24 protein-coding genes are annotated in these 26,935 nt (G+C 50.6%); 13 read left to right on the top strand and 11 right to left on the bottom strand.

Annotated elements, in window-relative coordinates; genetic code table 11:
* The 4 genes from dmsB to OGV80_RS10225 all read right to left on the bottom strand — a co-directional run bounded on the left by dmsB (window position 1) and on the right by OGV80_RS10225 (window position 6,227).
* Window positions 1-618, bottom strand: coding sequence for a dimethylsulfoxide reductase iron-sulfur subunit DmsB (gene dmsB / locus OGV80_RS10240; RefSeq protein WP_043016374.1), 618 nt, complete (start codon window positions 616-618; stop codon window positions 1-3).
* A gap of 10 nt (window positions 619-628) precedes the next feature.
* A complete protein-coding gene (gene ynfF / locus OGV80_RS10235; RefSeq protein WP_286514797.1) occupies window positions 629-3,055 on the bottom strand; it encodes a selenate/tellurate reductase subunit YnfF in 2,427 nt (808 codons plus the stop codon).
* A 276-nt stretch (window positions 3,056-3,331) separates the two neighbouring features.
* Complete coding sequence (gene ynfE, locus OGV80_RS10230; RefSeq protein ID WP_087053258.1) at window positions 3,332-5,770, bottom strand: selenate/tellurate reductase subunit YnfE; 2,439 nt, start codon at window positions 5,768-5,770, stop codon at window positions 3,332-3,334.
* A gap of 148 nt (window positions 5,771-5,918) precedes the next feature.
* A complete protein-coding gene (locus OGV80_RS10225; protein WP_087053259.1) occupies window positions 5,919-6,227 on the bottom strand; it encodes a DUF1161 domain-containing protein in 309 nt (102 codons plus the stop codon).
* 102 nt (window positions 6,228-6,329) lie between these two features.
* Here OGV80_RS10225 and OGV80_RS10220 point away from each other — a divergent pair, with 102 nt between their 5' ends.
* Window positions 6,330-7,040: a YnfC family lipoprotein gene (locus OGV80_RS10220; RefSeq protein WP_087053422.1), complete on the top strand. Its 711-nt coding sequence runs from the start codon at window positions 6,330-6,332 to the stop codon at window positions 7,038-7,040.
* 6 nt (window positions 7,041-7,046) lie between these two features.
* Here OGV80_RS10220 and speG read toward each other — a convergent pair whose 3' ends face one another.
* Window positions 7,047-7,607, bottom strand: coding sequence for a spermidine N1-acetyltransferase (speG, locus tag OGV80_RS10215; RefSeq protein WP_043016370.1), 561 nt, complete (start codon window positions 7,605-7,607; stop codon window positions 7,047-7,049).
* Window positions 7,608-7,642: 35 nt separating this feature from the next.
* Entirely contained in the window at window positions 7,643-7,984 is a 342-nt protein-coding gene (locus OGV80_RS10210; RefSeq protein ID WP_043016369.1) for a DUF1283 family protein, read from the bottom strand.
* A 153-nt stretch (window positions 7,985-8,137) separates the two neighbouring features.
* Between OGV80_RS10210 and OGV80_RS10205 the strand changes: the two genes are divergently transcribed.
* From OGV80_RS10205 to OGV80_RS10185, 5 genes are all read left to right on the top strand, one after another.
* Entirely contained in the window at window positions 8,138-8,464 is a 327-nt protein-coding gene (locus OGV80_RS10205; protein WP_075146147.1) for a YnfA family protein, read from the top strand.
* Between the two features lie 107 nt (window positions 8,465-8,571).
* Complete coding sequence (gene rspA / locus OGV80_RS10200) at window positions 8,572-9,786, top strand: starvation-sensing protein RspA (protein ID WP_043016367.1); 1,215 nt, start codon at window positions 8,572-8,574, stop codon at window positions 9,784-9,786.
* A 13-nt stretch (window positions 9,787-9,799) separates the two neighbouring features.
* The gene (locus OGV80_RS10195; RefSeq protein WP_087053260.1) at window positions 9,800-10,819 is read left to right on the top strand and encodes a Zn-dependent oxidoreductase; all 1,020 of its coding nucleotides are present in this window, start codon (window positions 9,800-9,802) and stop codon (window positions 10,817-10,819) included.
* A gap of 53 nt (window positions 10,820-10,872) precedes the next feature.
* Window positions 10,873-12,252 carry an MFS transporter gene (locus OGV80_RS10190; protein ID WP_087053261.1) on the top strand — a complete coding sequence of 460 codons (1,380 nt, stop codon included), beginning with the start codon at window positions 10,873-10,875 and terminating at the stop codon, window positions 12,250-12,252.
* A gap of 164 nt (window positions 12,253-12,416) precedes the next feature.
* A complete protein-coding gene (locus tag OGV80_RS10185) occupies window positions 12,417-13,883 on the top strand; it encodes a mannitol dehydrogenase family protein (RefSeq protein WP_087053262.1) in 1,467 nt (488 codons plus the stop codon).
* Window positions 13,884-13,958: 75 nt separating this feature from the next.
* Here OGV80_RS10185 and ydfZ read toward each other — a convergent pair whose 3' ends face one another.
* The 3 genes from ydfZ to ydfG all read right to left on the bottom strand — a co-directional run bounded on the left by ydfZ (window position 13,959) and on the right by ydfG (window position 15,873).
* Window positions 13,959-14,162, bottom strand: coding sequence for a putative selenium delivery protein YdfZ (ydfZ, locus tag OGV80_RS10180; protein WP_005121144.1), 204 nt, complete (start codon window positions 14,160-14,162; stop codon window positions 13,959-13,961).
* Between the two features lie 191 nt (window positions 14,163-14,353).
* Window positions 14,354-15,040, bottom strand: coding sequence for a GntR family transcriptional regulator (locus tag OGV80_RS10175; protein ID WP_043016365.1), 687 nt, complete (start codon window positions 15,038-15,040; stop codon window positions 14,354-14,356).
* Window positions 15,041-15,126: 86 nt separating this feature from the next.
* Entirely contained in the window at window positions 15,127-15,873 is a 747-nt protein-coding gene (gene ydfG, locus OGV80_RS10170; RefSeq protein ID WP_087053263.1) for a bifunctional NADP-dependent 3-hydroxy acid dehydrogenase/3-hydroxypropionate dehydrogenase YdfG, read from the bottom strand.
* Window positions 15,874-16,010: 137 nt separating this feature from the next.
* On the opposite strand from ydfG, the gene dcp reads away from it, so the two are divergent.
* Together dcp and OGV80_RS10160 are read left to right on the top strand one after the other, a co-directional pair.
* Window positions 16,011-18,056: a peptidyl-dipeptidase Dcp gene (gene dcp, locus OGV80_RS10165; RefSeq protein WP_087053264.1), complete on the top strand. Its 2,046-nt coding sequence runs from the start codon at window positions 16,011-16,013 to the stop codon at window positions 18,054-18,056.
* 346 nt (window positions 18,057-18,402) lie between these two features.
* The gene (locus OGV80_RS10160) at window positions 18,403-19,329 is read left to right on the top strand and encodes a diguanylate cyclase (RefSeq protein ID WP_075146150.1); all 927 of its coding nucleotides are present in this window, start codon (window positions 18,403-18,405) and stop codon (window positions 19,327-19,329) included.
* Window positions 19,330-19,615: 286 nt separating this feature from the next.
* Here OGV80_RS10160 and mgtS read toward each other — a convergent pair whose 3' ends face one another.
* The gene (gene mgtS, locus OGV80_RS10155) at window positions 19,616-19,711 is read right to left on the bottom strand and encodes a protein MgtS (RefSeq protein ID WP_003032406.1); all 96 of its coding nucleotides are present in this window, start codon (window positions 19,709-19,711) and stop codon (window positions 19,616-19,618) included.
* A 486-nt stretch (window positions 19,712-20,197) separates the two neighbouring features.
* Here mgtS and urtA point away from each other — a divergent pair, with 486 nt between their 5' ends.
* The 5 genes from urtA to urtE are packed head-to-tail and all read left to right on the top strand — an operon-like array spanning window position 20,198 to window position 25,665.
* Window positions 20,198-21,469 (top strand): urea ABC transporter substrate-binding protein, encoded by a 1,272-nt coding sequence (gene urtA / locus OGV80_RS10150; protein ID WP_087053265.1) that lies wholly within the window; start codon window positions 20,198-20,200, stop codon window positions 21,467-21,469.
* Between the two features lie 43 nt (window positions 21,470-21,512).
* Window positions 21,513-23,087, top strand: a complete 1,575-nt coding sequence (gene urtB, locus OGV80_RS10145) for an urea ABC transporter permease subunit UrtB (protein WP_087053266.1) — start codon at window positions 21,513-21,515, stop codon at window positions 23,085-23,087.
* Window positions 23,087-24,160, top strand: coding sequence for an urea ABC transporter permease subunit UrtC (gene urtC, locus OGV80_RS10140; RefSeq protein ID WP_047411331.1), 1,074 nt, complete (start codon window positions 23,087-23,089; stop codon window positions 24,158-24,160). The genes urtB and urtC overlap by 1 nt, the downstream gene beginning before the upstream one ends.
* On the top strand, window positions 24,160-24,957 hold the full coding sequence (gene urtD / locus OGV80_RS10135; protein WP_043016359.1) for an urea ABC transporter ATP-binding protein UrtD: 798 nt from the start codon (window positions 24,160-24,162) through the stop codon (window positions 24,955-24,957). Before urtC ends, urtD begins: the two co-directional genes overlap by 1 nt.
* 9 nt (window positions 24,958-24,966) lie before the next feature.
* Window positions 24,967-25,665 (top strand): urea ABC transporter ATP-binding subunit UrtE, encoded by a 699-nt coding sequence (urtE, locus tag OGV80_RS10130; RefSeq protein WP_043016358.1) that lies wholly within the window; start codon window positions 24,967-24,969, stop codon window positions 25,663-25,665.
* A gap of 40 nt (window positions 25,666-25,705) precedes the next feature.
* Here the strand turns inward: urtE and ydeE are convergent, their stop codons facing one another.
* Window positions 25,706-26,893: an efflux MFS transporter YdeE gene (gene ydeE, locus OGV80_RS10125; protein ID WP_043016357.1), complete on the bottom strand. Its 1,188-nt coding sequence runs from the start codon at window positions 26,891-26,893 to the stop codon at window positions 25,706-25,708.
* Window positions 26,894-26,935 lie beyond the last annotated feature (42 nt).

Below are 26,935 nucleotides of genomic sequence, written 5' to 3'. Positions count from 1 at the left end.
TTACACCTCCTTCGGATTTGCCAGATAACCCGTGGTATCCCCGGTCGGGCGGCTATTGGCGTTGGGTTTGATCACAATGCTCGGTTTGGTGAAATGCGCGCCCGGCAGCGGAGCGACTGCCGCCAGCTCACCGTGTTTTTTGCGCAGTGCATCAATGGGACCAAAGTCCAGCGCGCGCAGCGGGCAGGACTCGACGCAGATGGGCTTTTTGCCGTCGGCGACGCGGTCATGACAACCGTCACACTTGGTCATATGTCCTTTGGCGGCATTGTACTGCGGCGCGCCATACGGGCAGGCCATGTGGCAGTAGCGACAGCCGATGCAAACGTCTTCATCAACCACCACAAAACCATCTTCACGTTTATGCATGGCTCCGCTGGGGCAAACCTTGGTGCAGGCTGGATCTTCGCAGTGGTTACAGGCAATGGAGAGGTAATAGGCGAAAACATTCTGGTGCCAGACGCCGTTATCTTCCTGCCAGTCACCACCTGCGTACTCGTAAATCCGCCGGAAACTGACGTCGGGGGTGAGGTCTTTGTAGTCTTTGCAGGCCAGCTCGCAGGTTTTACACCCGGTGCAACGGCTGGAATCAATAAAAAATCCATACTGAGTTGTCATGGGTTAGTCCTTATACCTTTTCAACCTGAACGAGATTACTGTGGGATGGATTCCCCTTCGCTAATGGAGAAGGTCGATGCGACGTGAGAATGTTAATGGAACCACCATGATCGATCCGATCGCCGAACATATCGGCATTGAGCCAGGCACCTTGTCCGATAGCTGTGACGCCGGGCAAAATGCGCGGTGTAACTTTCGCGCTGATCAACATCTGGCCATTATTGTTAAACACCCTTACCGTGTCGCCGTTACGAATACCACGTGCATTGTCATCAATGGGGTTTATCCAGACCTCCTGCGGGCAAGCCTGCTGTAAAACATCGATATTGCCGTAGCTGGAGTGGGTTCTCGCCTTATAGTGGAACCCCGTGAGCTGCAGTGGATACGTTTGGCGCTTAGGATCGTCCCAACCGTCAAAGCCTGGGGCATAAGCAGGAAGAGGATGAACAATTTCGTCGTCTTTGAGTTCCCATGTTTCTGCGATGACGGCAAGCCGTTCAGAGTAAATCTCAATTTTCCCTGATGGCGTTTTCAATGGGTTAGCGGCGGGATCTTCCCGGAAAGAACGAAAGGCAACATAGTGTTCTTCGGGACATTTTTTCTTGAATATGCCTGTCGTTTTCATTTCCTCGTAATCCGGCATTTCCGGGTTACGCTCTTTGGTTTTGGCATGAAGGTATTTCACCCATTCATGTTGTGTACGACCCTCGGTGAATTTTTGGTACACATCCGGGCCCAAACGTTTGGCGACTTCACTGAGCATCCAGTAAATGGGTTTACGTTCAAATTTTGGCGAAGTCGCAGGTTGACCAAGGATGACATACCCCATGTTCCCGGCAGACTCGTGGGAGATGAGATCTTCCTGTTCGGTTGGCATCAGGTCAGGCAGCAGGATGTCGCAGTATTTTGCGGAGGCAGTCATAAAATGCTCAATACCGACGATCATCTCGCACTTGCTGTCATCCTGTAAGACTTCATGGGTATGCGAGATATTGCCATGCTGGTTGACGAGCGTATTACTGGCATAACACCAGATAAATTTGATAGGCACGTCCAGCTTATCTTTGCCGCGAACACCATCTCTGGTCGCGGTCATCTCTGCGCCATGATCGATAGCATCCGTCCAGGTAAAGACAGATATCTGCGTTTTAACCGGATTTTCTAACATGGAGAACCATTCCACGCCCAGATCCCACGTCCCTTCACGCATCCCTGAGTTACCACCGTTTATCCCCACATTGCCGGTTAAAACGGAGAGCATCGTAATCGCGCGAGCGGTTTGTTCACCATTGGAGTGACGCTGCGGTCCCCAGCCTTGGCAGATATAAGCGGGTTTCGCTGCGCCGATTTCACGCGCTAAGTGGATAATTTTCTCAGACGGAATGCTGGTAATGTGAGAAGCCCATTCTGGCGTTTTGGCAACTCCGTCTGGCCCATCCCCCAGAATGTATGCCTTATAGTGCGCATTACGCGGTGCACTGGCGGGAAGAGTGGTTTCATCGTAGCCGACGCAGTATTTATCAAGAAAAGGTTTATCGATGAGATCTTCGGTGATCAACACCCAGGCAATTGCCGCAGCCAGTGCAGCGTCAGTTCCTGGTCGAATAGGAAGCCATTCATCTTCACGACCAGCGGCAGTATCGTTATAACGAGGATCGATAACGATCATTCGTGCGTTAGAACGTTCGCGGGCTTGCTCAACATACCAGGTTACACCACCGCCGCTCATACGGGTTTCGGCAGGGTTGTTGCCAAACATGACAACCAGTTTTGTATTGGCGATGTCGTCCGGGCTGTTGCCGTCGTTAGCACCAAACATATAACTCATGGCGGCGCTGATTTGCGCGGTACTATAGCTACCATAGCGACTCAAATAGCCGCCGCATGAATTCATCAAGCGATAGGGGACGTTGGAGTTTGTAATATTCCCACCATCTACACCTGTACCGTACAGCACATGGACCGCTTCGTTGCCGTAATCCTTCAGGATCCGCTGCAAATTACCGCTAATAGTGTCCAGCGCTTCATCCCAGGTGATCCGCTCAAATTTTCCTTCTCCACGCTTGCCTACGCGTTTCATTGGATATTTCAGGCGGTCAGGGTGATTCATCCGGCGACGGATCGATCGGCCGCGCAAGCAGGCGCGTACCTGGTGATTACCATAGGTATCATCGCCCGTTGTGTCAGACTCTACCCAGTAAACGGCATCATCTTTAACGTGCAGATGTAAAAGGCAACGGCTGCCGCAGTTAACGGTACAGGAACTCCAGACAGCCTTCTCTTCAACCGGTTGCATCGCTTGTTGTACTGCCGCGGCAGCGGATCTCATACCAAAGGGTAAGGACAGGCTACCCGCGGCAAGCGCCAGTGAACCGATAGCTGAGGACTTCACTAACGTCCTACGGCTGATGCCTCCGGATTGTTCGGTTTCAGACATAACTCACTCCATTGAAATCATCGCTATATATCTAATTATATAATGAATAAATAGCATGCTAATTGTAGGACGAGTTTACCCATTTATAGGTATGTTTTATTAATGCGTATCAAAGTGTGGGGCGATCTTATTAATGTGTCTCGAAATGGACTTTCAAATACTGACAATACTAAGCCCAGCGCCAGCCCTGAAAACTTCCTCATCGAGAACGTTTCGTCCTCTTTGCAACGGCTGGAATCAATAAAAAATCCATGCTGAGTTGTCATAGGGTAGTCCTTAAACTTTCTCGATCTCGACCAGATTAGTATGCTGTGGATTGCCTTTTGCCAGAGGAGACGGGCGCTGAGTGGTCAAGGTGTTGACGCAGGCGCCATGGTCAATCTTATCGCCGGCCATATTGGCATCGTGCCATGCGCCCTGGCCCATTGCGCTTACGCCGGGCAGGATCCGCGGCGTCACTTTCGCAGGGATGCGCAGTTCACCGCGATCGTTAAAGACCCGCACCATATCGCCATTTGCAATCCCCCGTTTTTGGGCATCGACCGGGTTTATCCACACTTCCTGACGGCAGGACGCCTGGAGAACATCGATATTGCCGTAGCTGGAGTGCGTACGGGATTTGTAGTGGAAGCCAAACATTTGCAGTGGGAAAGAACTGCGTTTTGGGTCATCCCATCCTTCAAACGTTGAGGCGTAAACGGGAAGCGGGCTAATCACTTCATCTTTTTGCAACTCCCAGGTGTTGGCAATCTTCGCCAGTCGGCTGGAGTAAATTTCAATCTTACCCGACGGTGTTTTAAGCGGATTGGCCTGCGGATCGTCGCGGAATTTTTTATAGGCGACAAAGTGCCCGTTTGGATCTTTGCGTTTATAGATCCCCATTTTTTTCAGCTCGTCATAAGAAGGGAGAGCGGGGTCCTTAGCCAGCATTTTCGCGTACAGATACTGAAGCCATTGCTCCTGGGTACGACCTTCCGTAAACCGTTGATACACATCATTGCCAAGACGCTTTGCAACTTCACTCATTATCCAGTAAATCGGTTTGCGCTCGAACTTAGGCGACGTCGCAGGTTGAATAAAAATGAGATACCCCATATTGCCCGCGTAGTCGTTTGGAATGATGTCTTCCTGTTCAACGGTCATTAAATCAGGCAGTAGAATATCGGCATATTTGGCTGAAGAGGTCATGAAGTTTTCAATGACAACTATCATTTCGCATTTCGTGTCGTCCTGAAGGATCTCATGCGTTTTATTGATATCTGAGTGCTGATTGGTGATGGTATTGCCCGCGTAGTTCCAGATAAATTTAATCGGCACGTCGAGCTTATCTTTTCCGCGTACGCCATCGCGGGTAGCGGTCATTTCCTGACCCCGGGCGATTGCGTCCGTCCAGCTAAAACAGGATATCTGGGTTTTGATGGGGTTCTCTGGTAGCGGCATACGTTCAATCGTGATGGTGTAGGTTGATTCTCGTGCACCACTATTGCCGCCGTTGATGCCGACGTTGCCGGTGAGGATTGGCAACATGGCGATTGCGCGTGAGGTCAGTTCACCGTTAGCCTGACGTTGCGGCCCCCAACCCTGACAAATATATGCCGGTTTTGTACTGCCGATTTCCCGTGCCAGTTTAATAATGCGTTCGGCTGGGATCCCGGTGATATGTGAAGCCCATTGCGGAGTTTTGGCAATACCGTCATCACCGTTGCCCAGAATATAGGCTTTGTAGTGTCCGTTAGCCGGCGCGTCGACGGGCAGGGTTTTTTCGTCATAACCAACGCAGTACGTGTCAAGGAATGCCTGGTCGACGAGATCTTCGTTAATCAGGACCCAGGCGATTCCCGCCACTAATGCGGCATCAGTTCCCGGACGAATAGGGAGCCACTCATCTTCACGACCCGCTGCGGTATCAGTATATCGCGGGTCAATGACGATCATCCGGGCATTAGAGCGCTCCCGGGCCTGTTCAAGGAAATAAGTTATTCCGCCGCCGCTCATACGCGTTTCGGCAGGGTTATTGCCGAACATCACTACCAGCTTCGTGTTTTCGATATCGGAAGTGCTGTTGCCTTCGTTAGAACCGTAGGTGTAAGGCATTGCCGCCGCGATTTGCGCGGTACTGTAGGTGCCGTAATGGCTCAGGAAACCGCCATAGCAGTTCATCAGGCGAGCCACCAGCGAGGCATAAGGTGAGGAGCGAGTAATGTTGCCGCCTACAATGCCAGAGGTGTAGTTGATATACACGGCCTCGTTACCGTATTTGTGCACGGTATTTTTCAAACTGGCACTGATGGTATCCAGCGCTTCCTGCCAGGTTATGCGCTCGAATTTCCCTTCACCGCGTTTGCCCACGCGCTTCATTGGGTAATTCAGGCGATCCGGATGATTGATCCGTCGACGAATTGAGCGCCCACGCAAACAGGCGCGAACCTGGTGTTGACCGTAAATGTCGTCTCCGGTCGTATCGGACTCCACCCATACGACTTCGTCATCTTTGACGTGGAGTTGCAGGGCACAACGGCTGCCGCAGTTCACCGAACAAGCACCCCAAACCACTTTTTCTTCAGCAGGTTGTAGCGCCTGTTGTACCGCAGCGGCTGCAGTGCGCATTCCGAAAGGTAACGACAGCCCACCTGCAGCAAGCGCCAGCGAACCGATTGCCGAGGATTTCACTAACGTCCTGCGGCTGATGCCTCCATATTGCTCAGTTTCAGACATAACTCACTCCATTATAGTTATCGCTATATATTAATTTCTATAACGAAATTAATAGCATGCTAATAATGGTTTGAGTTTACCTGGTTATGAGTATGTCATATTAATGCATATCAAACTGGAGTGACCCTCCGCGCACGGAGGGTGTAATTTATTGCGGTTCGGCGACGTGTCCATCCTGTGCTGGGGTTCTATTGGCAGGGGCGTTGCCACTGTTGGTACGGGTATAGAGAATTTTATGTGTGTCGTTTGCACAATGGCCCACGACCAGTGAATCAGGCTGATCGGCCTGATCGTTGGGGACAATGTTCAGCGTAAAGCTGGATTCAGCCACGCCGTTATTAATGATGCGCTGTTCGATATCGCTTTTCACGCGTTCACATGACGCCGGTGCCGCCAGAACCTGCGGGGACGCGACTACCAGTAAGAGCGCGGCAATTCCTGTTATGTATTTCATCATCAGCTCCTTTATTATCGACATAGACTAAGATTAGCATTTCTGGTGTAAATAACTGTATTTGCTAATATGATTGAGAATTATCTTCTTATCCCGGTGAAAAATGTGAAGAAACAGACCCTGTTAGGATTCCTGTGTGTCGTACTGGTCGGGTGTGATAACGCCAAAGGCCTGGATTCCTTTACGCCGGAAATGGCCAGTTTTTCCAATGAATTTGATTTCGATCCTCTGCGCGGGCCGGTAAAAGATTTCAGCCAGACGCTGCTTAATGACAAAGGTGAAGTCACCAAACGCGTTGTCGGTACGCTCTCACAGGAAGGGTGCTTCGATACGCTTGAGTTGCATGATATCGAAAACAATACCGGTATGGCGCTGGTCCTGGATGCTAACTATTATCGGGATGCCGAAACGCTGGAAAAACGGATCCGCTTACAGGGTAAATGCCAGTTAGCAGAGCTGCCTGCGGCGGGTGTGGTGTGGGATACCGACGATAACGGTTTCGTTGTTTCTGCCACGGGAAAAGAGATGAAAGTGAAATATCGCTATGATGCGGAAGGCTACCCGTTGGGCAAAACAACCGTCAATAAGGACAATACCTTGCAGGTTGATGCCAAACCATCGGTCGACCCGTTGAAGAAACTGGATTACACCGCAGTGAGCCTGCTCAACGATCATCCGTTAGGTAATGTCAAACAAACGTGCAAGTACGATGACTATGCTAATCCTGTCAACTGCCGGCTCGTTATCGTTGACGAGAGCGTTAAGCCGGCAGTTGAACATCATTACTCAATTGAAAACACTATCGATTACTACTAATCGCCTTTACTGAGCGGTAGGTTGCAACAGGTTAGGACCTGACGTTTTATGTTCTGCCAGATACTGCTGCTGGAAGATGCACATGCGGATAGTGTTGCGGTATTGGCCGTTGATAAAGAATTCATGAATCAGCTCACCTTCGACCATAAAGCCGAGTTTACGATAGATATGGATGGCTTTTTCGTTCTCTTTATCAACGATCAGATACAGCTTATATAAGTTGAGTACGGTAAAGCCGTAATCCATTGCCAGCTTTGCCGCGCGCGTTGCCAGACCTTTGCCCTGATAGTCAGGCGAAATAATGATCTGGAATTCGGCCCGACGGTGCACATGGTTAATTTCAACCAGCTCCACCAGACCGGCTTTTTCACCGTCACACTCCACCACGAAGCGACGTTCGCTTTGGTCGTGAATATGCTTGTCGTACAGGTCTGACAGCTCAACAAACGCTTCGTAAGGTTCTTCAAACCAGTAACGCATTACGCTGGCGTTATTATCAAGCTGATGGACGAATCGTAAATCTTCACGCTCCAGCGGGCGCAACTTAACACTGAGGGCGCTAGTCATATCGTATCCTTTCAATATCCTTCAACGTGCAATGATTATGGGGCAACGGTGCGGCCAGTACGGCGGTCAAGGCAGCGCAGGGTGTTGGGTTCCCAGTACGCATTAATATTAGCGCTCTGTTCGCACTTATCACGGCTATCGAACGCCGCGTCGGTTTTGTCCCACTCTTTCTCTACACGTTTATTAACTTTCTGGCGTAGCTGACGCGTATCGTTCCATTGTTCCTTTTCCATTGCTGCCTGTTGACGACTTTGCGCACTGTCTCCGGATTCAATGATCAGTTTACTGGTTTCAGCGAATGCGGAAGAGGTGTACACAGCCGCAGCCAGCGTCAGCATAGCCGTCAGGCACAGGCGTTTGGTCAGTGTAATTTTCATGGCGAATTCCTTTTATGGGAAAGGGAAAAAACGATAAAACAGGGTTAAATTCTACACTATTCCGGCTTCCGGGCATACCCACTCAGCGGATATGGATACGCTGGCAATATTCTGTCGTATCATGCTTAAACCTAAGGTAACTGAATAACATCAATGCTTAAGACTACTTTGCTTTTTTTCGTCACCGCATTATGCGAAATCATTGGCTGCTTTTTACCCTGGCTCTGGCTTAAGCGAGGGGCTACGGCCTGGCTACTGATACCCGCCGGGGTGTCACTGGCGTTATTCGTCTGGTTGCTGACGCTGCATCCGGCAGCAAGCGGACGTGTTTATGCAGCCTATGGCGGGGTGTACGTGGTGACCGCGCTGCTATGGCTACGCATTGTCGATGGCGTAAAATTGAGCCTGTATGACTGGTCAGGCGCGGTGGTGGCGCTGTGCGGCATGCTGATCATTGTGGCTGGATGGGGGCGCGCATAGCGCCTTTTTTGTGATCAATCAGCGCTTTTTTGATCATTATACTTGTATGGTAGTAGCTCAGTTGGGTAAATTTCCTGCATCACAAGAACAGATGTAAGGGATAAAAAATGAAGATTGTTGGGGCTGAAGTGTTTGTCACCTGTCCGGGGCGTAATTTTGTAACGTTGAAAATTACGACAGAAGATGGCATCACCGGACTGGGAGATGCCACATTAAACGGACGCGAGTTGTCCGTGGCGTCCTATCTGAAAGATCATGTTTGCCCGCAGCTAATTGGCCGGGATGCACACCGAATCGAGGACATCTGGCAGTTCTTCTACAAAGGCGCGTACTGGCGTCGTGGTCCGGTCACCATGTCGGCGATTTCCGCAGTGGATATGGCGCTATGGGACATCAAAGCGAAAGCGGCAAATATGCCATTGTACCAGTTGCTCGGCGGTGCTTCTCGTGAAGGGGTTATGGTCTACTGTCACACCACAGGCCATACCGTTGATGACGTACTCGAAGACTATGCGCGTCATAAAGAGATGGGCTTTAAAGCCATTCGCGTACAGTGTGGCGTACCTGGCATGAAAACCACTTACGGCATGTCTAAAGGAAAAGGACAGGCCTATGAACCGGCCACCAAAGGGCAATGGCCGGAAGAGCAGTTGTGGTCAACGGAGAAATACCTGGATTTCACGCCAAAACTGTTTGCTGCCGTACGCGATAAGTTTGGTTTCAACGAACATCTTCTGCACGATATGCACCACCGTCTGACGCCTATTGAAGCGGCCCGTTTCGGCAAAAGCATTGAACAATACCGTCTGTTCTGGATGGAAGACCCAACCCCGGCTGAAAACCAGGAGTGCTTCCGCCTGATCCGCCAGCATACGGTCACTCCGATTGCGGTAGGGGAAGTGTTCAACAGTATCTGGGACTGTAAACAGCTGATTGAAGAACAACTGATCGACTATATCCGTACCACCATCACCCATGCGGGTGGTATCACCGGTATGCGCCGGATTGCCGATTTCGCCTCGCTGTATCAGGTACGTACCGGTTCACATGGGCCTTCCGATTTGTCACCAGTATGCATGGCCGCCGCGCTGCACTTTGATCTGTGGGTGCCGAACTTTGGCGTACAGGAATATATGGGATATTCCGAGCAGATGCTGGAAGTGTTCCCACATAACTGGACCTTTGATAACGGCTATATGCACCCAGGAGACAAACCCGGTCTTGGGATCGAGTTTGACGAAAAACTGGCGGCGAAATATCCGTATGATCCTGCGTATCTGCCCGTTGCTCGCCTGGAAGATGGCACATTGTGGAACTGGTAAGGAGTGAGTTGCTATGAAAAGTATTGTGATTGAAAAACCGAATGTGCTGAATATTGCCGAGCGACCGATACCTGAACCCTCAGCCGGCGAGGTCAGGGTAAAGGTGAAACTGGCGGGAATTTGTGGTTCTGACAGCCATATTTATCGCGGACACAATCCATTTGCACAATACCCGCGGGTGATTGGCCACGAGTTTTTTGGCGTAATTGATGCGGTAGGCGACGGCGTGGACTGTTCACGAATGGGTGAGCGCGTGTCTGTTGATCCGGTCATCAGCTGTGGACATTGTTATCCCTGTTCAATTGGTAAACCTAACGTCTGCACGTCATTAGTGGTACTGGGTGTGCATCGCGATGGCGGTTTCAGCGAATACGCCGTGGTACCGGCGAAAAATGCCTGGACTATCCCGGATGCAGTGCCTGATGAACATGCCGTTATGGTGGAGCCTTTTACCATCGCTGCAAACGTGACAGGGCAAATTAACCCAACAGAGAACGATATCGCACTAATTTATGGCGCGGGCCCTATGGGGCTGACCACCGTACAGGCGCTTAAACGTGTCTATAAAGTAAAAACAGTGGTGATTGCCGACAGAATCGATGAACGCCTGAATATGGCAAAGCAGTGCGGTGCAGACTGGGCCATCAATAATAGTCGGCAATCGCTGCAGGATTTTCTGACGGAAAAAGGGCTAAAACCGACCATCATCGTGGATGCGGCTTGTCATCCATCCATTTTACAGGAGGCTATCACGCTGGCATCGCCAGCCGCGCGGATTGTTCTGATGGGTTTCTCCAGTGAACCTTGTCAGATTGTTCAACAAGGCATTACCGGGAAAGAACTTTCAATTTATTCTTCAAGATTAAATGCGAACAAATTCCCGGTTGTTATTGATTGGTTGGTTAACGGACTTATCGATCCTAATCAACTTATTACCCATACTTTTGACTATCACCACGTTACAGACGCAATTGAATTGTTTGAGAAAGATCAGCAGCGCTGCTGCAAAGTTTTACTCACATTCTCTGAATAATATAAATAACTGCGAGTAAGTGGTACGCATCTTACCTCTTAGAGATAGCCAATATGAACCAAGAAAAGCACGAAAGATCGACGATGGATCTGGTTAGAGCTGCCGTATCCGGATGGTTGGGAACTGCGCTCGAATTTATGGATTTTCAGTTATATTCCTTGGGTGCCGCGCTGGTATTCCATGAGATATTTTTCCCGGAACAGTCTGCCGCGATGGCGCTCATTTTAGCGATGGGTACCTACGGTGCAGGATATATTGCTCGTATCGTCGGAGCATTTATATTTGGCAAAATGGGAGACAGCATTGGCCGTAAAAAGGTGCTGTTTATTACTATCACCATGATGGGGATCTGTACAACTTTAATAGGCGTACTGCCTACGTATGCGCAAATTGGCATCTTTGCCCCCGTATTGCTGGTGACGCTGCGCATCGTGCAAGGGCTTGGCGCAGGGGCTGAGATCTCGGGCGCGGGTACCATGCTTGCTGAATATGCGCCAAAAGGTAAACGCGGGATCATTTCTTCGCTTGTTGCTATGGGGACCAACTGTGGAACCCTTAGCGCAACGGCCATTTGGGCGGTGATGTTCTTCGCTCTTGACCGCGAAGAGCTGTTAGCCTGGGGCTGGCGAATTCCGTTCCTGGCAAGTGTCGTGGTGATGATTTTTGCCATCTGGTTACGTATGAATCTCAAAGAAAGCCCGGTATTTGAGAAAGTTAATGATGAAGAAAATGCGTCGGCATTAAACAATGCTTCGGAAAATACGCTGGGAGCGATGTTTACCAGTAAATCCTTCTGGCTGGCAACCGGTTTACGCTTTGGTCAGGCGGGCAACTCCGGGTTAATCCAAACCTTTCTTGCCGGTTATTTAGTACAGACATTGTTATTTGATAAATCAATACCCACCGATGCCCTAATGATTAGTTCGGTACTTGGATTTATTACCATACCGCTGCTCGGTTGGTTATCTGATAAGTTTGGTCGTCGGTTGCCTTATATTATTCTGAATATTTCAGCAATTATCCTGGCTTATCCGATGCTGTCAATTATCGTGGATAAAACGTATAGCCCGGGCGTTATTATGACGGCACTTATTGTTATTCATAACTTTGCCGTATTGGGATTATTTGCTCTCGAAAATATTACCATGGCGGAAATGTTCGGTGCCCGTAACCGATTCACACGCATGGCGATCTCAAAAGAAGCGGGCGGGTTGGTTGCCGTTGGTTTTGGTCCGGTTCTGGCAGGTATCTTCTGCAACATGACAAATTCCTGGTGGCCAATTCTGGTGATGGTCATCGCCTACTCACTGATTGGTCTGATTTCCGCGTTGCTGATGCCGGAAGTGAAAGACCGCGATCTGAGCGTGCTTGAGGATGCTGCCGAGGTGAATAAAGCCGAGAAGGTTCGTTGCTCGGTGACTCAGACAAACTGATGCCAGACAGTAGCATGGATGGATGTCTCTTACGCCGTCCATGCTATTACACAGCTTTTCATGATGTCATACCAATCATAAAAAGCTTAATGCAAATCAAAACATACAACCATACAGGCGTTACTCTGAGACAGTCCTGATTCCATTGATAAGTAGGCCATACCATGCAAAACAAGCTCCTGGCAGCAAAGGCTGTGCTTCCCGACTACGATCGTACAAAACTGGTTCCGCGTATTGTCCATCTGGGTTTTGGCGCGTTTCACCGCGCACATCAGGGGGTTTACGCTGATATTCTGGCTGCAGAACATGACAGTGACTGGGGTTATTGCGAAGTGAACCTGATTGGCGGTGAGCAGCAGATTGCCGATCTCAAACAGCAAGATAATCTGTATACCGTTGCAGAAATGTCTGCGGATGCCTGGACTGCAAGAGTCGTGGGCGTGGTGAAAAATGCCCTGCATGCGCAGGTTGATGGTCTGGAAAGCGTACTGGCCGCGATGTGCGAACCGCAGGTTGCGATCGTTTCCCTGACCATCACCGAGAAAGGATATTGCCACTCTCCGGCGACCGGTCAATTGATGTTAGACAACCCAATGATTGCCGCCGATCTGCAAAACCCTACACAACCAAAAACTGCGCCAGGCGTTGTTGTTGAGGCTCTTGCGCGTCGCAAAGGTGCGGGTTTAGGCGCCTTTACCGTGATGTCTTGCGACAACATGCCAGAAAACGGTCATGTGATGCGCAATGTTGTCACTGCGTATGCCCGGGCGGTAGATGCTGATCTGGCTGCGTGGATTGAACAACATGTGACATTCCCTTCAACAATGGTTGACCGCATCGTCCCGGCGGTTACCCAGGATACGCTGGACAAAATTGAACGCATCACCGGCGTTCGCGACCCGGCAGGCGTGGCATGCGAACCGTTCCGTCAGTGGGTTATTGAAGATAACTTTGTCGCCGGTCGCCCTGAATGGGAGAAGGCTGGCGCGGAGCTGGTCGCTGATGTTATTCCGTTTGAAGAGATGAAACTGCGTATGCTTAACGGCAGTCACTCTTTTCTTGCTTATCTTGGCTATCTGGCTGGGTATCAGCACATTAACGACTGTATGGGCGATGAAAACTATCGTCTTGCCGCCCGCGCGCTGATGCTGCAGGAACAAGCGCCAACCCTGAAAGTTAAGGGCGTGGATCTACAGCACTATGCCGATCTGTTAATTGAGCGCTACAGCAACCCGGCACTGCGTCATCGTACCTGGCAGATTGCTATGGATGGCAGTCAAAAATTGCCGCAGCGTATGCTTGATTCCGTTCGCTGGCACATTGTACACGGTAGCTGCTTTGAGTTACTGGCCCTGGGCGTGGCAGGCTGGATGCGCTACGTCGGCGGTGTGGATGAACAGGGCCAGGCGATTGAAATTAGCGATCCACTGTTGCCGGTGATCCAGAATGCAGTGCGTAGCAGTAACGAAGGTGAAGAGCGCGTTCAGGCGCTGCTGGCTATCGATGCTATATTTGGGCGTGAACTGCCGCAGGTTGAACGGTTCAAAAACCAGGTCACACAAGCGTATCTTGCTTTACTGGCAGAAGGGGCGAAGGCAACGGTTGCGAAGTATGCTGCAAAACTGAAGTAAAGAAGAACACCTTTCAGGTCGCCATCTGGCTGTAAACGGGCCAGATGGCGCATTGTTTTCTGGCATTCACACCAATTAGTTCATGCCCAAACGAATCAGTTCGAGGGGGGCATATTTACCTTCACACCCTTCGATTTCCACTGTTTTTCCGCGGCGAATTTGCTCAGCGGTCAGGCCATCGGTATCTATCGCTGTAATGCGGCCTGTGAGTCCGGAGTCGCTAATCATGACGCGGCTGCCAGTGGTGATTGCGTTGCGGTTACGATCGTATGTTTTCATGGTGTTTTCTCCTTTCCAACTTACCGTCAAAGCCCGTGGGCTTTTAGTCCCACGTAACGGGCGCAATATAAATACGCTTCTCGTTAATGATTTTTTTTGTTTTCGATCAAAATCACAGCTTTTTTTATGCAGATGTGCGGGAGAGGGAAACATACAGGAGAAACTCACCTCGATGTGAGGTGAGTGTGGTATTAATCTTCGCTGAACCAGTCGCTATTTTCCTGACGGATCAACTGAACGGACTCACCAATTTCCTGGAGGTGCAGCATCATTGCACGCTCAACGGCATCGCCATCATGTTTCTCAAGTGCGGCAAAGATATCGTGATGCTGACGCAGCAGCATTTCTGGCGGGGAAATATGATCCAGGCTCATATAACGAACGCGGTCGATCGTGGCCTTAATATTCTCGACGGTGTCCCAGGCAAGCTGGCACTCGGCGATGAGAGCCAGTTTCTGATGAAACTCGTCATCAAGCTGGAAGAAATCATTAATTTGCTTGCGGTCAATCGCAATGCGCTGCTGATGCAGGTTTTGCTCGAGCTGATAACACTGTTTATCGGTGATCAATGATGCGGCGCGGCGGACCACGGCACATTCAATTGCCTGGCGAACAAAACAGCCGTTTTGTACCTGCGACAGCGAAATTTTATTCACGTAGCTGCCACGCTGCGGACGGATCTGAATCAGGCCATTCTCTGCCAGTTTAATGAATGCTTCTCGTACCGGCTGGCGTGACACATTAAAGCGTACGGAAACCTCTTTCTCCGACAACGGGGTACCGGGCGCAATCAGACAATGCACGATATCACGACGAAGAATACGGTAAATCTGTTGATTTACTGGCTGTGTAGGGTTGAGCTGCGTTTCTACGGTCATTCATTCTTACTTTTTAGAGAGTTAACCCAGGTATTTTATCACTTATTTCAGGCTATCTATACCCGGCGCAAGGCCGGGCAGAGAAATTAGCCACGATGAATACTCAGTCCGGCAAAAGACTGTGCCACAGGCATCATTTCAAGGGTGTTAATGTTGACATGAGCGGGTAAAGACGCCACCCACCATACCGCTTCAGTGACATCTTGCGGGGTCAGCGCTGTGGTATTTTCGTAAGCTTTTTCAGCTTTAGCGTCATCGCCTTTGAAACGGACATTTGAGAACTCCGTACCGCCAACCAGACCCGGTTCAATGTCGGTGACGCGAATCGCAGTACCGTGTAAGTCAGTACGTAAATTCAGGCTAAACTGGCGAACAAACGCCTTGGTTGCACCATAGACGTTACCGCCAGCGTATGGCCAACTGCCCGCCGTAGAACCAATATTGATAATATGACCGCGGTTGCGCTCAACCATACCAGGCAGAACAGCACGGGTCATATAAACCAGGCCTTTGTTGTTGGTGTCGATCATATTTTCCCAGTCTTCAATGCTGGCTTTATGAGCAGGCTCAAGGCCCAGCGCCAGACCCGCGTTGTTGACCAGAATATCAATATTGCGCCATTCAGCAGGTAAGGCGTCCAGCATCTCTTCAATTGATGCACGATTACGTACGTCCAGTTGCGCAGTATAGAGACGGTCACCCAACACATCTTTGAGTTCCTGCAGGCGCTCCTGGCGGCGTCCGGTGGCAATAACTTTATGCCCATTCTCAATAAAACGACGCGTAATGCACTCACCAAAACCTGCGGTTGCTCCGGTTACTAAAACGATCATCTCACTGTTCCTCAACGCTTTTTATGTAGTACTACCATAGCACGTCACTTCCGTTCAGAGCTATTGCTGCTTAACACGATTGCGGTCGATTCGTGGGAAGTCTACTCTGGTAAACAAATCGTTTTCAGGAGTGAAAGATGTCGTTAACGAATCCTTTTTTACACCACAGCACATTACCTTATCAGGCGCCGCAGTTTGATCAGATTGACGTGCAACATTATCGTCCTGCGTTCGATGAAGGTGTGCGTCAAAAGCGCGCAGAGATCGCAGGGATTGTGCAAAACCCGCAGCGCCCTGATTTTGCGAATACTTTACTGGCGCTTGAGCAAAGTGGCGCGCTGCTCACGCGGGTGACCAGCGTTTTCTTTGCGATGACGGCGGCGCACACCAACGATGAACTACAACGCCTTGACGAAGAGTTTTCCGCAGAGTTGGCGAGCCTTGCCAATGATATCTATCTCAATAGTGCGCTTTTCGCCCGCGTCGAAAACGTCTGGCAACGGCGCAGTTCCTCAGGACTGGATAGCGAATCAATACGCCTGCTGGAAGTCGTCTACCAGCGTTTTGTATTGGCCGGCGCCTGTCTGAATGAGACGGATAAAGCCCGCCTTAAAGCGCTTAATACGGAGTCAGCCACGCTGACCAGCCAGTTTAATCAACGCCTGCTGGCGGCGAACAAGTCTGGTGCTATGGTGGTGGATGATGTCCGGCATCTGGACGGGCTCAGCACAGAGGAAATTGCTGTTGCCGCCGAAACTGCAAGGGAAAAAGGGCTTGAAGCGCGTTGGGTTATCCCGTTATTAAACACCACTCAGCAACCAGCGCTTGCGGTATTACGCGATCGTCAGACCCGTGAAAATCTTTTCACCCGCGCATGGACACGGGCTGAAAACAATGATGCTAACGACACTCGGGCTATTATTCAGCGACTGGTGGAGATCCGGATGCAGCAGGCGAAACTGCTCGGTTTTGCTAATTACGCTGCATGGAAAATTGCCGACCAGATGGCAAAAACGCCGGAAGCGGCACTGACATTCATGCGGTCTATTGTTCCGGCCGCGCGAGCGCGAGCGTTAGATGAGCAGGCTGAAATCCAGAAAGTTATCTTTCAGCAAGACGGGCAGTTTAGCGCCGAGGCCTGGGACTGGTCGTTTTATGCCGAGCAGGTCCGTCGTGAGAAATATGCCCTTGATGAGGCTCAGCTCAAACCTTATTTTTCCCTGGATTCGGTACTGAACGAGGGCGTTTTCTGGACGGCCAATCAGCTCTATGGCATCAAATTCGTGGAGCGATTCGACATTCCTGTTTATCACCCGGATGTACGGGTATGGGAAATATTCGATCATGATGGCATAGGGTTGGCGTTATTTTACGGTGATTTCTTTGCCCGGGAATCAAAAAGCGGTGGAGCCTGGATGGGTAATTTTGTTGAGCAATCGCTACTTAACGAAACCAGACCGGTTATTTACAACGTCTGTAATTATCAAAAACCTGCAAAAGAGCAGCCCGCGTTACTGCTGTGGGATGATGTTATTACGTTATTTCATGAGTTTGGACATACGTTGCACGGTCTGTTTGCCACTCAGCGTTATGCCACACTTTCAGGAACCAATACTCCGCGGGATTTTGTCGAGTTCCCTTCGCAGATCAACGAGCACTGGGCGAGTCATCCGCAAGTCTTTTCCCGTTTTGCCCGGCATGTTGATACCGGGGAGCACATGCCGCAGGCATTGCGAGATAAAATGCAGCAGGCAAGTTTGTTTAACAAAGGTTACGACATGACTGAACTGCTCAGCGCCGCATTGCTGGATATGCGCTGGCACTCTCTGGAAATGAGCGACGCATGTCATCCGGTCGATCAATTTGAACAGCAGGCGCTGGTGGCCGAAGGGTTGGATCTCAAGGCCGTGCCGCCACGTTATCGCAGTAGTTATTTTGCCCATATTTTCGGCGGCGGCTATGCCGCTGGTTATTACGCCTACCTGTGGACGCAAATGCTGGCCGACGACGGCTATCAGTGGTTTGTAGAGCAGGGCGGATTAACCCGGGAAAACGGGCAGAAATTCCGCGATGCGATTTTGTCGCGCGGGAATAGCACTGATTTAGCTGTGCTTTATCGCCACTGGAGCGGACGCGATCCACAAATGGAGCCGATGCTCAAACATCGTGGTTTGAGCGCGTAAGGTTTGTTTAGATGACGAGAAGAACCGGGCGTGATGCCCGGTTTTTTATCTTGTGTTCATCGTTCCAATTGATAACGCTTATTCTCATTTTAACTATGCTGTCCGAGTTGTATATTGTTTTGCTTGATATGTTTTCGTTTCATTAAATATGAAACAAGGAAAGGGGTGATTAATATATCTCATTGATATTTAATGGTTAAATGTGAGTTTCAATCATCTTGCGACCTATAATGAAGGAGGCGTTAATTTGTTGTCTAATAACTACTATTAAAAAATTTACATAAATTTTCTTTTTTGTCGTTAAGATAATTACATCTGAGACGCTCGAACAGGGAGGGAGGTCGTGATGATGAAAAATACGGCGGAAATAGATGCGATTTTGCTAGCATTGAACAAGTCCATTGATGCTCACTATAAATGGATGGTGAAAATGTTCCGCTGCGTTGTGTCCTCCGATGTCACTCAGCCGGATATTGTAGGTGACAACTCTCATTTTGTTTGTCAATTTGGACAGTGGCTTAATTATCATCCATTGCACAATGAGGATGATTGTAGTTATGTAAGTAAGATAAATGCAGCCCATGAAAAGATGCATTTATTAGGAAAGGAGTTGCTATTGGCAATAGTGGAGAATCGTAGCCATTCATGGCATTTCGACAGCTTCCAGGACGCGTTACTGGCATTTACGTCTGCTGTAATGGACTACAAAATATATTTACTGAACATCCGCAGTAATATCGATGTATTAACAGGCTTACCCGGTAGAAGAATGCTCGATGAGTCTTTTGACCAGCAGTTACTCGATGCCGAGCCGCTTAATCTCTATATCTTGTTGCTGGACATCGACCGTTTTAAGCACATTAACGATACTTATGGTCACCTGGTGGGGGACGTGGTACTACGCGCTCTGGCATCAAATTTGTTGTCATGGACACGATATGATGAGGTGGCTTACCGCTACGGTGGTGAAGAGTTTATTATCATCATCCGCACAAAAACGGATGAACAGGCTTGCCAGGCAGGTTTGCGATTGTGTCAGCTTATTGGCCAGAAAAAAATACCCTATGCTGATGGAGAGATCGGAATCACGGTAACGGCTGGAATAACACGAGTTCAACAGGGAGAAGCGCTGGATACCGCTCTTGGTCGGGCTGATAACGCGATGTATCAAGGAAAACAGACCGGCAGGAATCGCTGTATGTTCATGGATGAACGCGAGCGGATCACTCTGGTTGACGCCAGTGATGAGATCTCATACCCCTTGAGCGCGTGAGATTTGCGAACACCGTTTCAAGGTAGTTGCGTTTCGTTTAACTTTCATTGGGGTTGTCGATGATAGATTAGTCAAATATCCGTTATCTTCGCAGGGAATTGCCAGATAGCGTATAAAAGCAAAACACAAATCTATCCATGCAAGCATTCACCGCTGGTTTATCCGGCGGTTTTTTTTATCTGTAAACCAGGGAAAAAGTGCCAGGAGGGCGATTCAGGTAAAAAAAATGGCCCCTTGTGCAGTTACGCTACAAGGGGCCGGGTCGGTGCAGGACTATCTCCGTTCATCAATCATCCCATCTGTGGCTAAAATACGCGGCCAGGAAACCGGAAAATAAAATAATTCCCAGAACAGCCATAAAAATATTCATATTACCCAGCATAGTAAATGCTCCTTTATCTGTGAGTTTCCTCTCTTACCTTAAGTTCACCTCGCTTATGACTATAGTAGCAATTCAATCTTAAACAAAGGCTGAACTGTGTGATTATTTTGGCTGAAAAGTAAAATTTTGACGTGATGGCGTCGGGAAAAATAAATAATAGTGACGAGACACATTTATCTGTAGGCAAATAACCCTGCTTTTCAACCCGGAGACGCCGTTATCACGGTGTGCTGCAGACACAGATTGTTGCACGTTTATAATGCAGAGTTGTCTCATGGTGGTTCAATTTTTCGTTTGATTAATCCTTCTGGTGGGAGATTTTAATACTAATCTTTGTAAACGATGCGCTAATCTATTGATTTTATGTGATGTTTTAATATCTGGCATCGTTTTTGCCTTATCACTTCTGAATACCCTTTATTTGCACCGTTTTGTCTGCCCGGCTGCACCGGAGCTTTCAGCAAGTCTAATTTCAGGAGTGAAACTATGCAGCGTCGTACATTTTTAAAAGCTTTTGCGCTTTCCGCCTCTGTAGTAGCAATGGGAATGAGTTTTACCGTTCAGGCAGCCGACACCATTAAAGTTGGCATCATGCATTCGTTATCCGGCACGATGGCTATTTCCGAAACGCCGCTGAAAGATGTGGCGTTGATGACCATTGATGAAATCAATGCGAAGGGTGGTGTGTTGGGTAAAAAGCTGGAGCCTGTAGTGGTTGACCCGGCCTCGAACTGGCCGTTATTTGCTGAAAAAGCACGTCAGTTGCTGAGTCAGGATAAGGTGGCGGTGGTTTTCGGCTGCTGGACATCGGTTTCGCGTAAATCTGTTTTACCGGTGTTTGAAGAATTAAACGGTCTGCTGTTTTACCCGGTGCAATATGAAGGTGAGGAGATGTCGCCTAACGTCTTCTATACCGGCGCGGCGCCTAACCAACAGGCGATCCCGGCGGTTGAGTACCTGATGAGTGAGGACGGCGGCAGCGCTAAGCGCTTCTACCTGCTGGGTACGGACTATGTCTATCCGCGTACGACTAACAAAATTTTACGCGCCTTTTTGCATTCGAAAGGCGTTGCCGATAAAGACATCGAAGAGGTGTATACCCCATTCGGACACAGCGATTACCAGACCATTGTCGCCAGTATTAAAAAATTCGCCGCAGGGGGGAAAACGGCGGTGGTATCAACCATCAACGGGGATTCTAACGTTCCATTCTATAAAGAGTTAGCGAACCAGGGGCTGAAAGCCACCGATGTTCCGGTGGTGGCATTCTCCGTGGGTGAGGAGGAATTACGAGGAATTGATACCAAACCGCTGGTGGGCAACCTTGCTGCGTGGAACTACTTTGAGTCCGTAGATAATGCGGCCAATAAAAAGTTCGTCGCGGATTATCGGGCGTATGCCAAAGCCCATAAGCTACCAAACGCGGATTCGGTGGTAACGAACGATCCTATGGAAGCCACCTGGGTAGGCCTGCATATGTGGGCGCAAGCGGTAGAAAAAGCCGGAACTACCGATGTGGATAAAGTTCGCGCCGCTATGGCGGGGCAATCATTCGCTGCGCCATCAGGTTTTACCCTGACCATGGATGCAACCAACCATCACCTGCATAAACCCGTCATGATTGGCGAGATTGAAGGCAACGGCCAGTTTAACGTGGTGTGGCAAACCGATGAGCCGGTCCGCGCCCAGCCGTGGAGTCCGTACATCGCCGGTAATGATAAAAAATCTGACCAGCCCGTGAAAACCGCCAGCAACTGATCTTACGCCCTCCCGCGGGAGGGCAACGCTTTGGAGAACGCTTATGAAAGCTATGCGTTTTATTCGTGGTGTGCTGTTGCTGATGTGGTTTATGCCGTGGATAGCGCAGGCCGCAGATGCCGATACCTTTACCGCCGGCAGCCGAACTCAGCAGGCCGCCTTGCTTGAACAATGGGCGGTGAATCCAGACGTTCAGCGTATGCCGCTGCTTAGCGCGCTGCGAGATGAGAACCTGCTGACCGATGACGCGAAAAATGCGTTCATCGTGGACGACTCGCACGTACAGCCGTTAGGAGTCGCGGCATCTCCGTCCGGCGAGCTTAAAAAAGTCCGCCTGACTAACCGCCTGCGTAATCTGGTGGCCGGAACGTGGGCCGTTCATCAACTTTTAAGTGACAGTGTCACCATGAGAAAAGGGGCAGCACGTACATTACAACGTGAGGCACAGCCGGGCATGCTGCCGTTTTTGCAGCAACAACTGGCCCGGGAGCCAGATGCTGGCGTGAAATCCGCGCTGGAGATTGCACTGGCAAACCTGCAACTAACCAGCACCTTGCCAGAGGTCAGACGGCAGGCCATCGAACTTCTCGGGGCGTCAAACGATCCTGAAACCCAGGCACGCCTGCTGCCATTCACCCAGGCTGAACATGAACCTGATGCGCGCGTTCGTGCGGCCGCTGGCGAAAGCCTGAATTCCATCGCGCATCGCATGAAGGTTGGCGATCTTCTTGGACAGGCATTTATGGGGCTGTCGCTGGGCTCAATTTTGCTGTTGGCGGCACTGGGGCTGGCTATTACCTACGGGCTACTCGGCGTCATTAATATGGCGCATGGCGAGATGTTAATGCTTGGCGCTTACTGTACCTGGATGGTGCAACAGATTATCGGCCAGTTTTTCCCGCAATGGTTGGCCTGGTATCCGGTTATTGCGCTTCCGGTCGCCTTTTTACTTACCGCGGCGGTGGGAATGCTGCTCGAGCGCGGGGTGATTCGCCATTTATACGGACGTCCACTCGAAACACTGCTGGCGACATGGGGGATCAGTCTGATGCTGATCCAGTTGGTGCGTATGACCTTCGGCGCGCAAAACCTTGAAGTCGCCAATCCGGCATGGCTTTCCGGCGGCATTCAGGTTTATGCCAATCTGATTTTGCCGTGGAACCGAATTGTGGTGCTTGGCTTTGCCATGCTGGTGCTGTTCTTCACCTGGCTGTTGTTGAATAAAACGCGTCTCGGGCTGCGCGTGCGTGCAGTGACGCAAAATCGCAATATGGCGGCCTGCTGCGGCGTACCTACCGGACGCGTCGATATGCTGGCTTTTGGTCTTGGTTCAGGGATTGCCGGGCTGGGGGGCGTCGCGCTCTCGCAATTAGGCAACGTAGGACCGGAACTGGGGCAAAGCTACATTATCGATTCGTTTCTTGTGGTGGTGCTGGGCGGTGTTGGGCAACTCGCCGGGAGTGTGGCCGCCGCGTTTGGGCTGGGGATCTTCAACAAAATTCTTGAGCCTCAGGTGGGGGCGGTTCTCGGCAAAATTATGATTCTGGTGCTGATTATTCTGTTTATTCAGAAACGTCCTCAAGGGCTGTTCGCGCTAAAAGGGAGGGTTATTGACTGATGACGATGCCAATGACATTGACGCTGGCGCGTAAAGCGCCGCGGGCGACACGCGTCCTGGGACTGTGCTTATTGCTCGCGTTGATTGTTCTGCCGTTTCTGGCGCTGTTACCTGCGGAACATCCGCTGGCCATATCGGTGTGGACGCTGACGCTGGCCGGAAAAATTCTCTGCTATGCCATTGTGGCGGTCGCGCTGGATCTGGTGTGGGGTTATGCGGGAATGCTTTCGCTGGGCCACGGTATCTTCTTTGCGCTTGGGGGCTATGCGATGGGAATGTACCTGATGCGTCAGGCCTCCGGCGAAGAGTTACCGGCCTTTATGTCGTTCCTGTCGTGGACCGAGCTGCCCTGGTTTTGGTGGGGGACGCAACACTTTATCTGGGCGATGCTGCTGGTTGTGCTGGTGCCGGGCCTGCTGGCCCTGGTATTTGGTTGGTTTGCCTTCCGTTCAAAAATCAAAGGGGTCTATTTTTCCATCATGACCCAGGCTCTGACTTTCGCCGGAATGCTGCTGTTTTTCCGTAACGAAACCGGCTTTGGAGGAAATAACGGTTTTACTGGCTTTACCACCATTCTGGGATTCCCGGTGACCGCGACCTCAACCCGTATTGCGCTGTTTCTGGCGACAGTCCTGCTGCTGGTTCTGGCAATATGGCTGGGGCTGGCGCTGGCCCGCAGTAAGTTTGGTCGTATTCTGACTGCCGTACGCGACGCCGAGAATCGTCTGATGTTTTGTGGATACGATCCAAAAGGTTTCAAGCTGCTGGTGTGGACGCTTTCCGCCGTGCTGTGCGGTCTGGCGGGTGCGCTGTATGTTCCACAGGTGGGAATCATTAACCCCAGCGAAATGTCGCCGACTAACTCGATTGAAGCGGCGATTTGGGTTGCGCTCGGCGGGCGTGGAACCCTGATCGGCCCGGTTTTTGGCGCCGTACTGGTGAATGGCGCTAAAAGCCTGTTTACCGTCATCATGCCGGAATACTGGCAGCTGTTTCTTGGCCTGATCTTTATCGGCGTTACGCTTTTTTTACCTCGCGGCGTGATTGGCCTGTTTCGCAAGGGAGACAAATAATGCAGCCAGATGAAGGACTTTTCACTCGCCAGATGCCTGGGGATCGGTTTCGCGACCAAACGGACCCCGTGTTACAGCTGGAAAAAATTAACGTTAATTTCGATGGATTTCAGGCGTTAACGGATCTCACGCTCAATATTGGCGTTGGGGAGTTGCGTTGCATCATTGGTCCCAACGGCGCCGGAAAAACGACGCTAATGGATGTCATTACCGGCAAAACCAGGCCGCAAAGCGGTCGTGCGATATACGATCAGTCAACCGACTTAACAACGCTGGATCCCATCGCCATTGCACGTCAGGGGATTGGGCGGAAATTTCAGAAGCCCACGGTATTTGAAGCGTTAACGGTGGAGGAGAACCTGGAGCTGGCGCTGAAAAGCGATAAATCTGTCTGGGGCTCTCTACGGGCGCGCCTAACAGGCGAACAGCGGGATCGTATTGATGAAATACTGGCGCTGTTGCGCCTGGGTAACGAGCGGGCCCGTCGCGCCGGGCTGCTTTCGCACGGGCAGAAACAATTTCTTGAAATTGGCATGCTGCTGGTTCAGGAACCTCATTTACTGCTGCTGGATGAGCCTGCTGCGGGTATGACGGATGCGGAGACGGAATACACGGCGGAGCTGTTTCGCCAGCTTGCCGGGAAGCACTCCCTGATGGTTGTTGAACACGATATGGGATTTGTCGAAACCATCGCCGATCGCGTCACGGTATTACATCAGGGACGTGTACTGGCTCAGGGGAGTCTGCGTGAAGTGCAGGCCAATGAGCAGGTTATTGAAGTTTATCTCGGACGTTAAGGGGTGCAGATGCTGCAGGTGAAAGAACTGAATCAATATTATGGTGGCAGTCATATTCTGCGAGGTGTGAACTTTGACGCGCGTATCGGCGAGGTGACATGTCTGCTGGGGCGTAACGGCGTGGGGAAAACGACGCTTCTGAAGTGCCTGATGGGGCTTATTCCTGCCCGTAGTGGAAGCGTGCTCTGGCAGGAAAAAAATGTCACTCAGTGGAAACCACATCAGCGGGTCAGGGCCGGTGTGGCGTATGTCCCACAGGGGCGCGATATTTTTCCACGTCTGACGGTGGAAGAGAATCTGTTGCTCGGCCTTTCCCGTTTTTCAGCACAGGAGGCCCGATGCGTTCCGGATGATATCTACGCGCTCTTTCCGGTTTTACAGGAGATGAAGCACCGGCGGGGCGGTGATTTGTCCGGTGGGCAACAGCAGCAACTGGCGATTGGACGGGCGCTGGCAAGTCGCCCGCAGCTGTTGATCCTCGATGAACCCACTGAGGGGATCCAGCCGTCAGTGATTAAAGAGATTGGTCAGGTGATTTCTCAACTGGCGCACCGGGGAGATATGGCCATTTTGCTGGTGGAGCAGTTCTATGATTTTGCGCAGCAGTTGGCCGATAAATACCTGATTATGTCGCGCGGCAGTATTATTCAAAGCGGCGACGGCAAAAATATGGAGACCGAGGGCGTCCGGGGACTTGTCGCCATTTGAAATATGCGACAGAGCGGCTCCGGCTCTGTCGCTTTACTCATTAGCAGACCGCTGTTTGTCCCCAGGGTTTGGTGCGCATGCCTTTTATCATTAGCGCCCAGGCAAGGATGATTGCGACCATCAGCGCCACAAATAGCGACCACGGCGGCAATGTAGTTAAAATGACGCCGCTGACTAATGGGTTTACCGCTGCGCCCAGCCAGCCTAACGACTGAGCGGAAAAATAACTGGCTTTCATGCCAGCTGGTGCGATGTTGTCGATGAGCATGTATTCACCTGGCGCGTAAATAACTTCACCAATAGTGAAAAAGGCGGCAGATATCCCCCATAACAACAGACTATTACCGGAGAAGGTGAAGCCAACCAGGCCAACCACAAAGAACAGCGTCGCCACCGTCATTAACGGTCGGATATTCGTGGCGGTGAGCCTGCGGCCGAAGGCATATTGCAGTGATACCACAATAGCGGCGTTGACGGGCAGAACCACTGCCACCACCTTCTCGGCAAAATCGCCGTCAGCAACCACCATGACGTATTGTGAAATACAGGACGCAAACGCGCCGCTAACGAATGACGCCAGGAATGCGGATAGCGTAAACCAGCATAATGCTCTGTCGCGTAGTAGTACCGAGGGGGACCAAACCGCGGCGTTTAAACCTTCTGATGCTGCCGGTGAACGTTTAACCCAGGTCTGGATAAACACCAGTGGTAGGGCTGAACAAGCCGCAGCGAGCCAAAACGGCAGGTTAATGCTTTGCATCACCAGCAGCGTGCCCAGCGGTGGGCCAACGGTCCAGCCAATGTTCAGCACGGTATAGTTAAGCGAGAAAATTTTCGTTTTGTTGGTCGCGGAGAGGTTATCGGCAAACCAGGCCTTCAAAACCGTGGCGAAGACGGAGTAGGCGCAGTTGATCAGAGCGAAAAGCAGAACCACCACCACCACGTTATGCACCAGTGGAATAGCAATAAAGCCTGATGCAAAGCCGCAGATAGCCAGCAGCATGTAGCGTTTTTTATCGAACTTGTCGGCCAGAATACCAAAGCCAAGGCTGAACACCACGCCAATGGTCAGAGCGACCGTCATCGCATAACCGATCAGGTCGACGCTCAGGTTGTACTGTCGACTGAGGTAGATAGTCATAAATGGCAGCGTGGCGCCACGGCCAATCGTTAATAACAATGATGATGCGAGTAACGCGAGAGTGGACCTTCTCAAAGAGATATTCATTTTCCTGCCCGACAATGCATGTTGTTATGTTTTTTTAGATAT

Origin of the sequence: Citrobacter sp. Ce119 (genome assembly GCF_030334525.1) — a bacterium.
Lineage (GTDB): Bacteria > Pseudomonadota > Gammaproteobacteria > Enterobacterales > Enterobacteriaceae > Citrobacter > Citrobacter europaeus.
This window is presented reverse-complemented; position numbering and strand designations above follow the sequence as displayed.

Excerpts from the sequence above, each read along its gene's own strand:
- urtC (WP_047411331.1), top strand. The coding sequence starts at position 23,087 with ATGACGATGCCAATGACATTGACGCTGGCGCGTAAAGCGCCGCGGGCG.
- dcp (WP_087053264.1), top strand. The coding sequence starts at position 16,011 with ATGTCGTTAACGAATCCTTTTTTACACCACAGCACATTACCTTATCAG.
- ydfZ (WP_005121144.1), bottom strand. The coding sequence starts at position 14,162 with ATGAAAACATACGATCGTAACCGCAACGCAATCACCACTGGCAGCCGC.
- speG (WP_043016370.1), bottom strand. The coding sequence starts at position 7,607 with ATGACTAGCGCCCTCAGTGTTAAGTTGCGCCCGCTGGAGCGTGAAGAT.
- mgtS (WP_003032406.1), bottom strand. The coding sequence starts at position 19,711 with ATGCTGGGTAATATGAATATTTTTATGGCTGTTCTGGGAATTATTTTA.
- urtB (WP_087053266.1), top strand. The coding sequence starts at position 21,513 with ATGAAAGCTATGCGTTTTATTCGTGGTGTGCTGTTGCTGATGTGGTTT.
- urtD (WP_043016359.1), top strand. The coding sequence starts at position 24,160 with ATGCAGCCAGATGAAGGACTTTTCACTCGCCAGATGCCTGGGGATCGG.
- urtE (WP_043016358.1), top strand. The coding sequence starts at position 24,967 with ATGCTGCAGGTGAAAGAACTGAATCAATATTATGGTGGCAGTCATATT.
- OGV80_RS10190 (WP_087053261.1), top strand. The coding sequence starts at position 10,873 with ATGAACCAAGAAAAGCACGAAAGATCGACGATGGATCTGGTTAGAGCT.
- OGV80_RS10210 (WP_043016369.1), bottom strand. The coding sequence starts at position 7,984 with ATGAAAATTACACTGACCAAACGCCTGTGCCTGACGGCTATGCTGACG.
- dmsB (WP_043016374.1), bottom strand. The coding sequence starts at position 618 with ATGACAACTCAGTATGGATTTTTTATTGATTCCAGCCGTTGCACCGGG.
- OGV80_RS10160 (WP_075146150.1), top strand. The coding sequence starts at position 18,403 with ATGATGAAAAATACGGCGGAAATAGATGCGATTTTGCTAGCATTGAAC.
- OGV80_RS10225 (WP_087053259.1), bottom strand. The coding sequence starts at position 6,227 with ATGATGAAATACATAACAGGAATTGCCGCGCTCTTACTGGTAGTCGCG.
- ydfG (WP_087053263.1), bottom strand. The coding sequence starts at position 15,873 with ATGATCGTTTTAGTAACCGGAGCAACCGCAGGTTTTGGTGAGTGCATT.
- ydeE (WP_043016357.1), bottom strand. The coding sequence starts at position 26,893 with ATGAATATCTCTTTGAGAAGGTCCACTCTCGCGTTACTCGCATCATCA.
- OGV80_RS10175 (WP_043016365.1), bottom strand. The coding sequence starts at position 15,040 with ATGACCGTAGAAACGCAGCTCAACCCTACACAGCCAGTAAATCAACAG.
- OGV80_RS10185 (WP_087053262.1), top strand. The coding sequence starts at position 12,417 with ATGCAAAACAAGCTCCTGGCAGCAAAGGCTGTGCTTCCCGACTACGAT.
- ynfE (WP_087053258.1), bottom strand. The coding sequence starts at position 5,770 with ATGTCTGAAACTGAGCAATATGGAGGCATCAGCCGCAGGACGTTAGTG.
- OGV80_RS10205 (WP_075146147.1), top strand. The coding sequence starts at position 8,138 with ATGCTTAAGACTACTTTGCTTTTTTTCGTCACCGCATTATGCGAAATC.
- urtA (WP_087053265.1), top strand. The coding sequence starts at position 20,198 with ATGCAGCGTCGTACATTTTTAAAAGCTTTTGCGCTTTCCGCCTCTGTA.
- OGV80_RS10195 (WP_087053260.1), top strand. The coding sequence starts at position 9,800 with ATGAAAAGTATTGTGATTGAAAAACCGAATGTGCTGAATATTGCCGAG.
- ynfF (WP_286514797.1), bottom strand. The coding sequence starts at position 3,055 with ATGTCTGAAACCGAACAATCCGGAGGCATCAGCCGTAGGACGTTAGTG.
- rspA (WP_043016367.1), top strand. The coding sequence starts at position 8,572 with ATGAAGATTGTTGGGGCTGAAGTGTTTGTCACCTGTCCGGGGCGTAAT.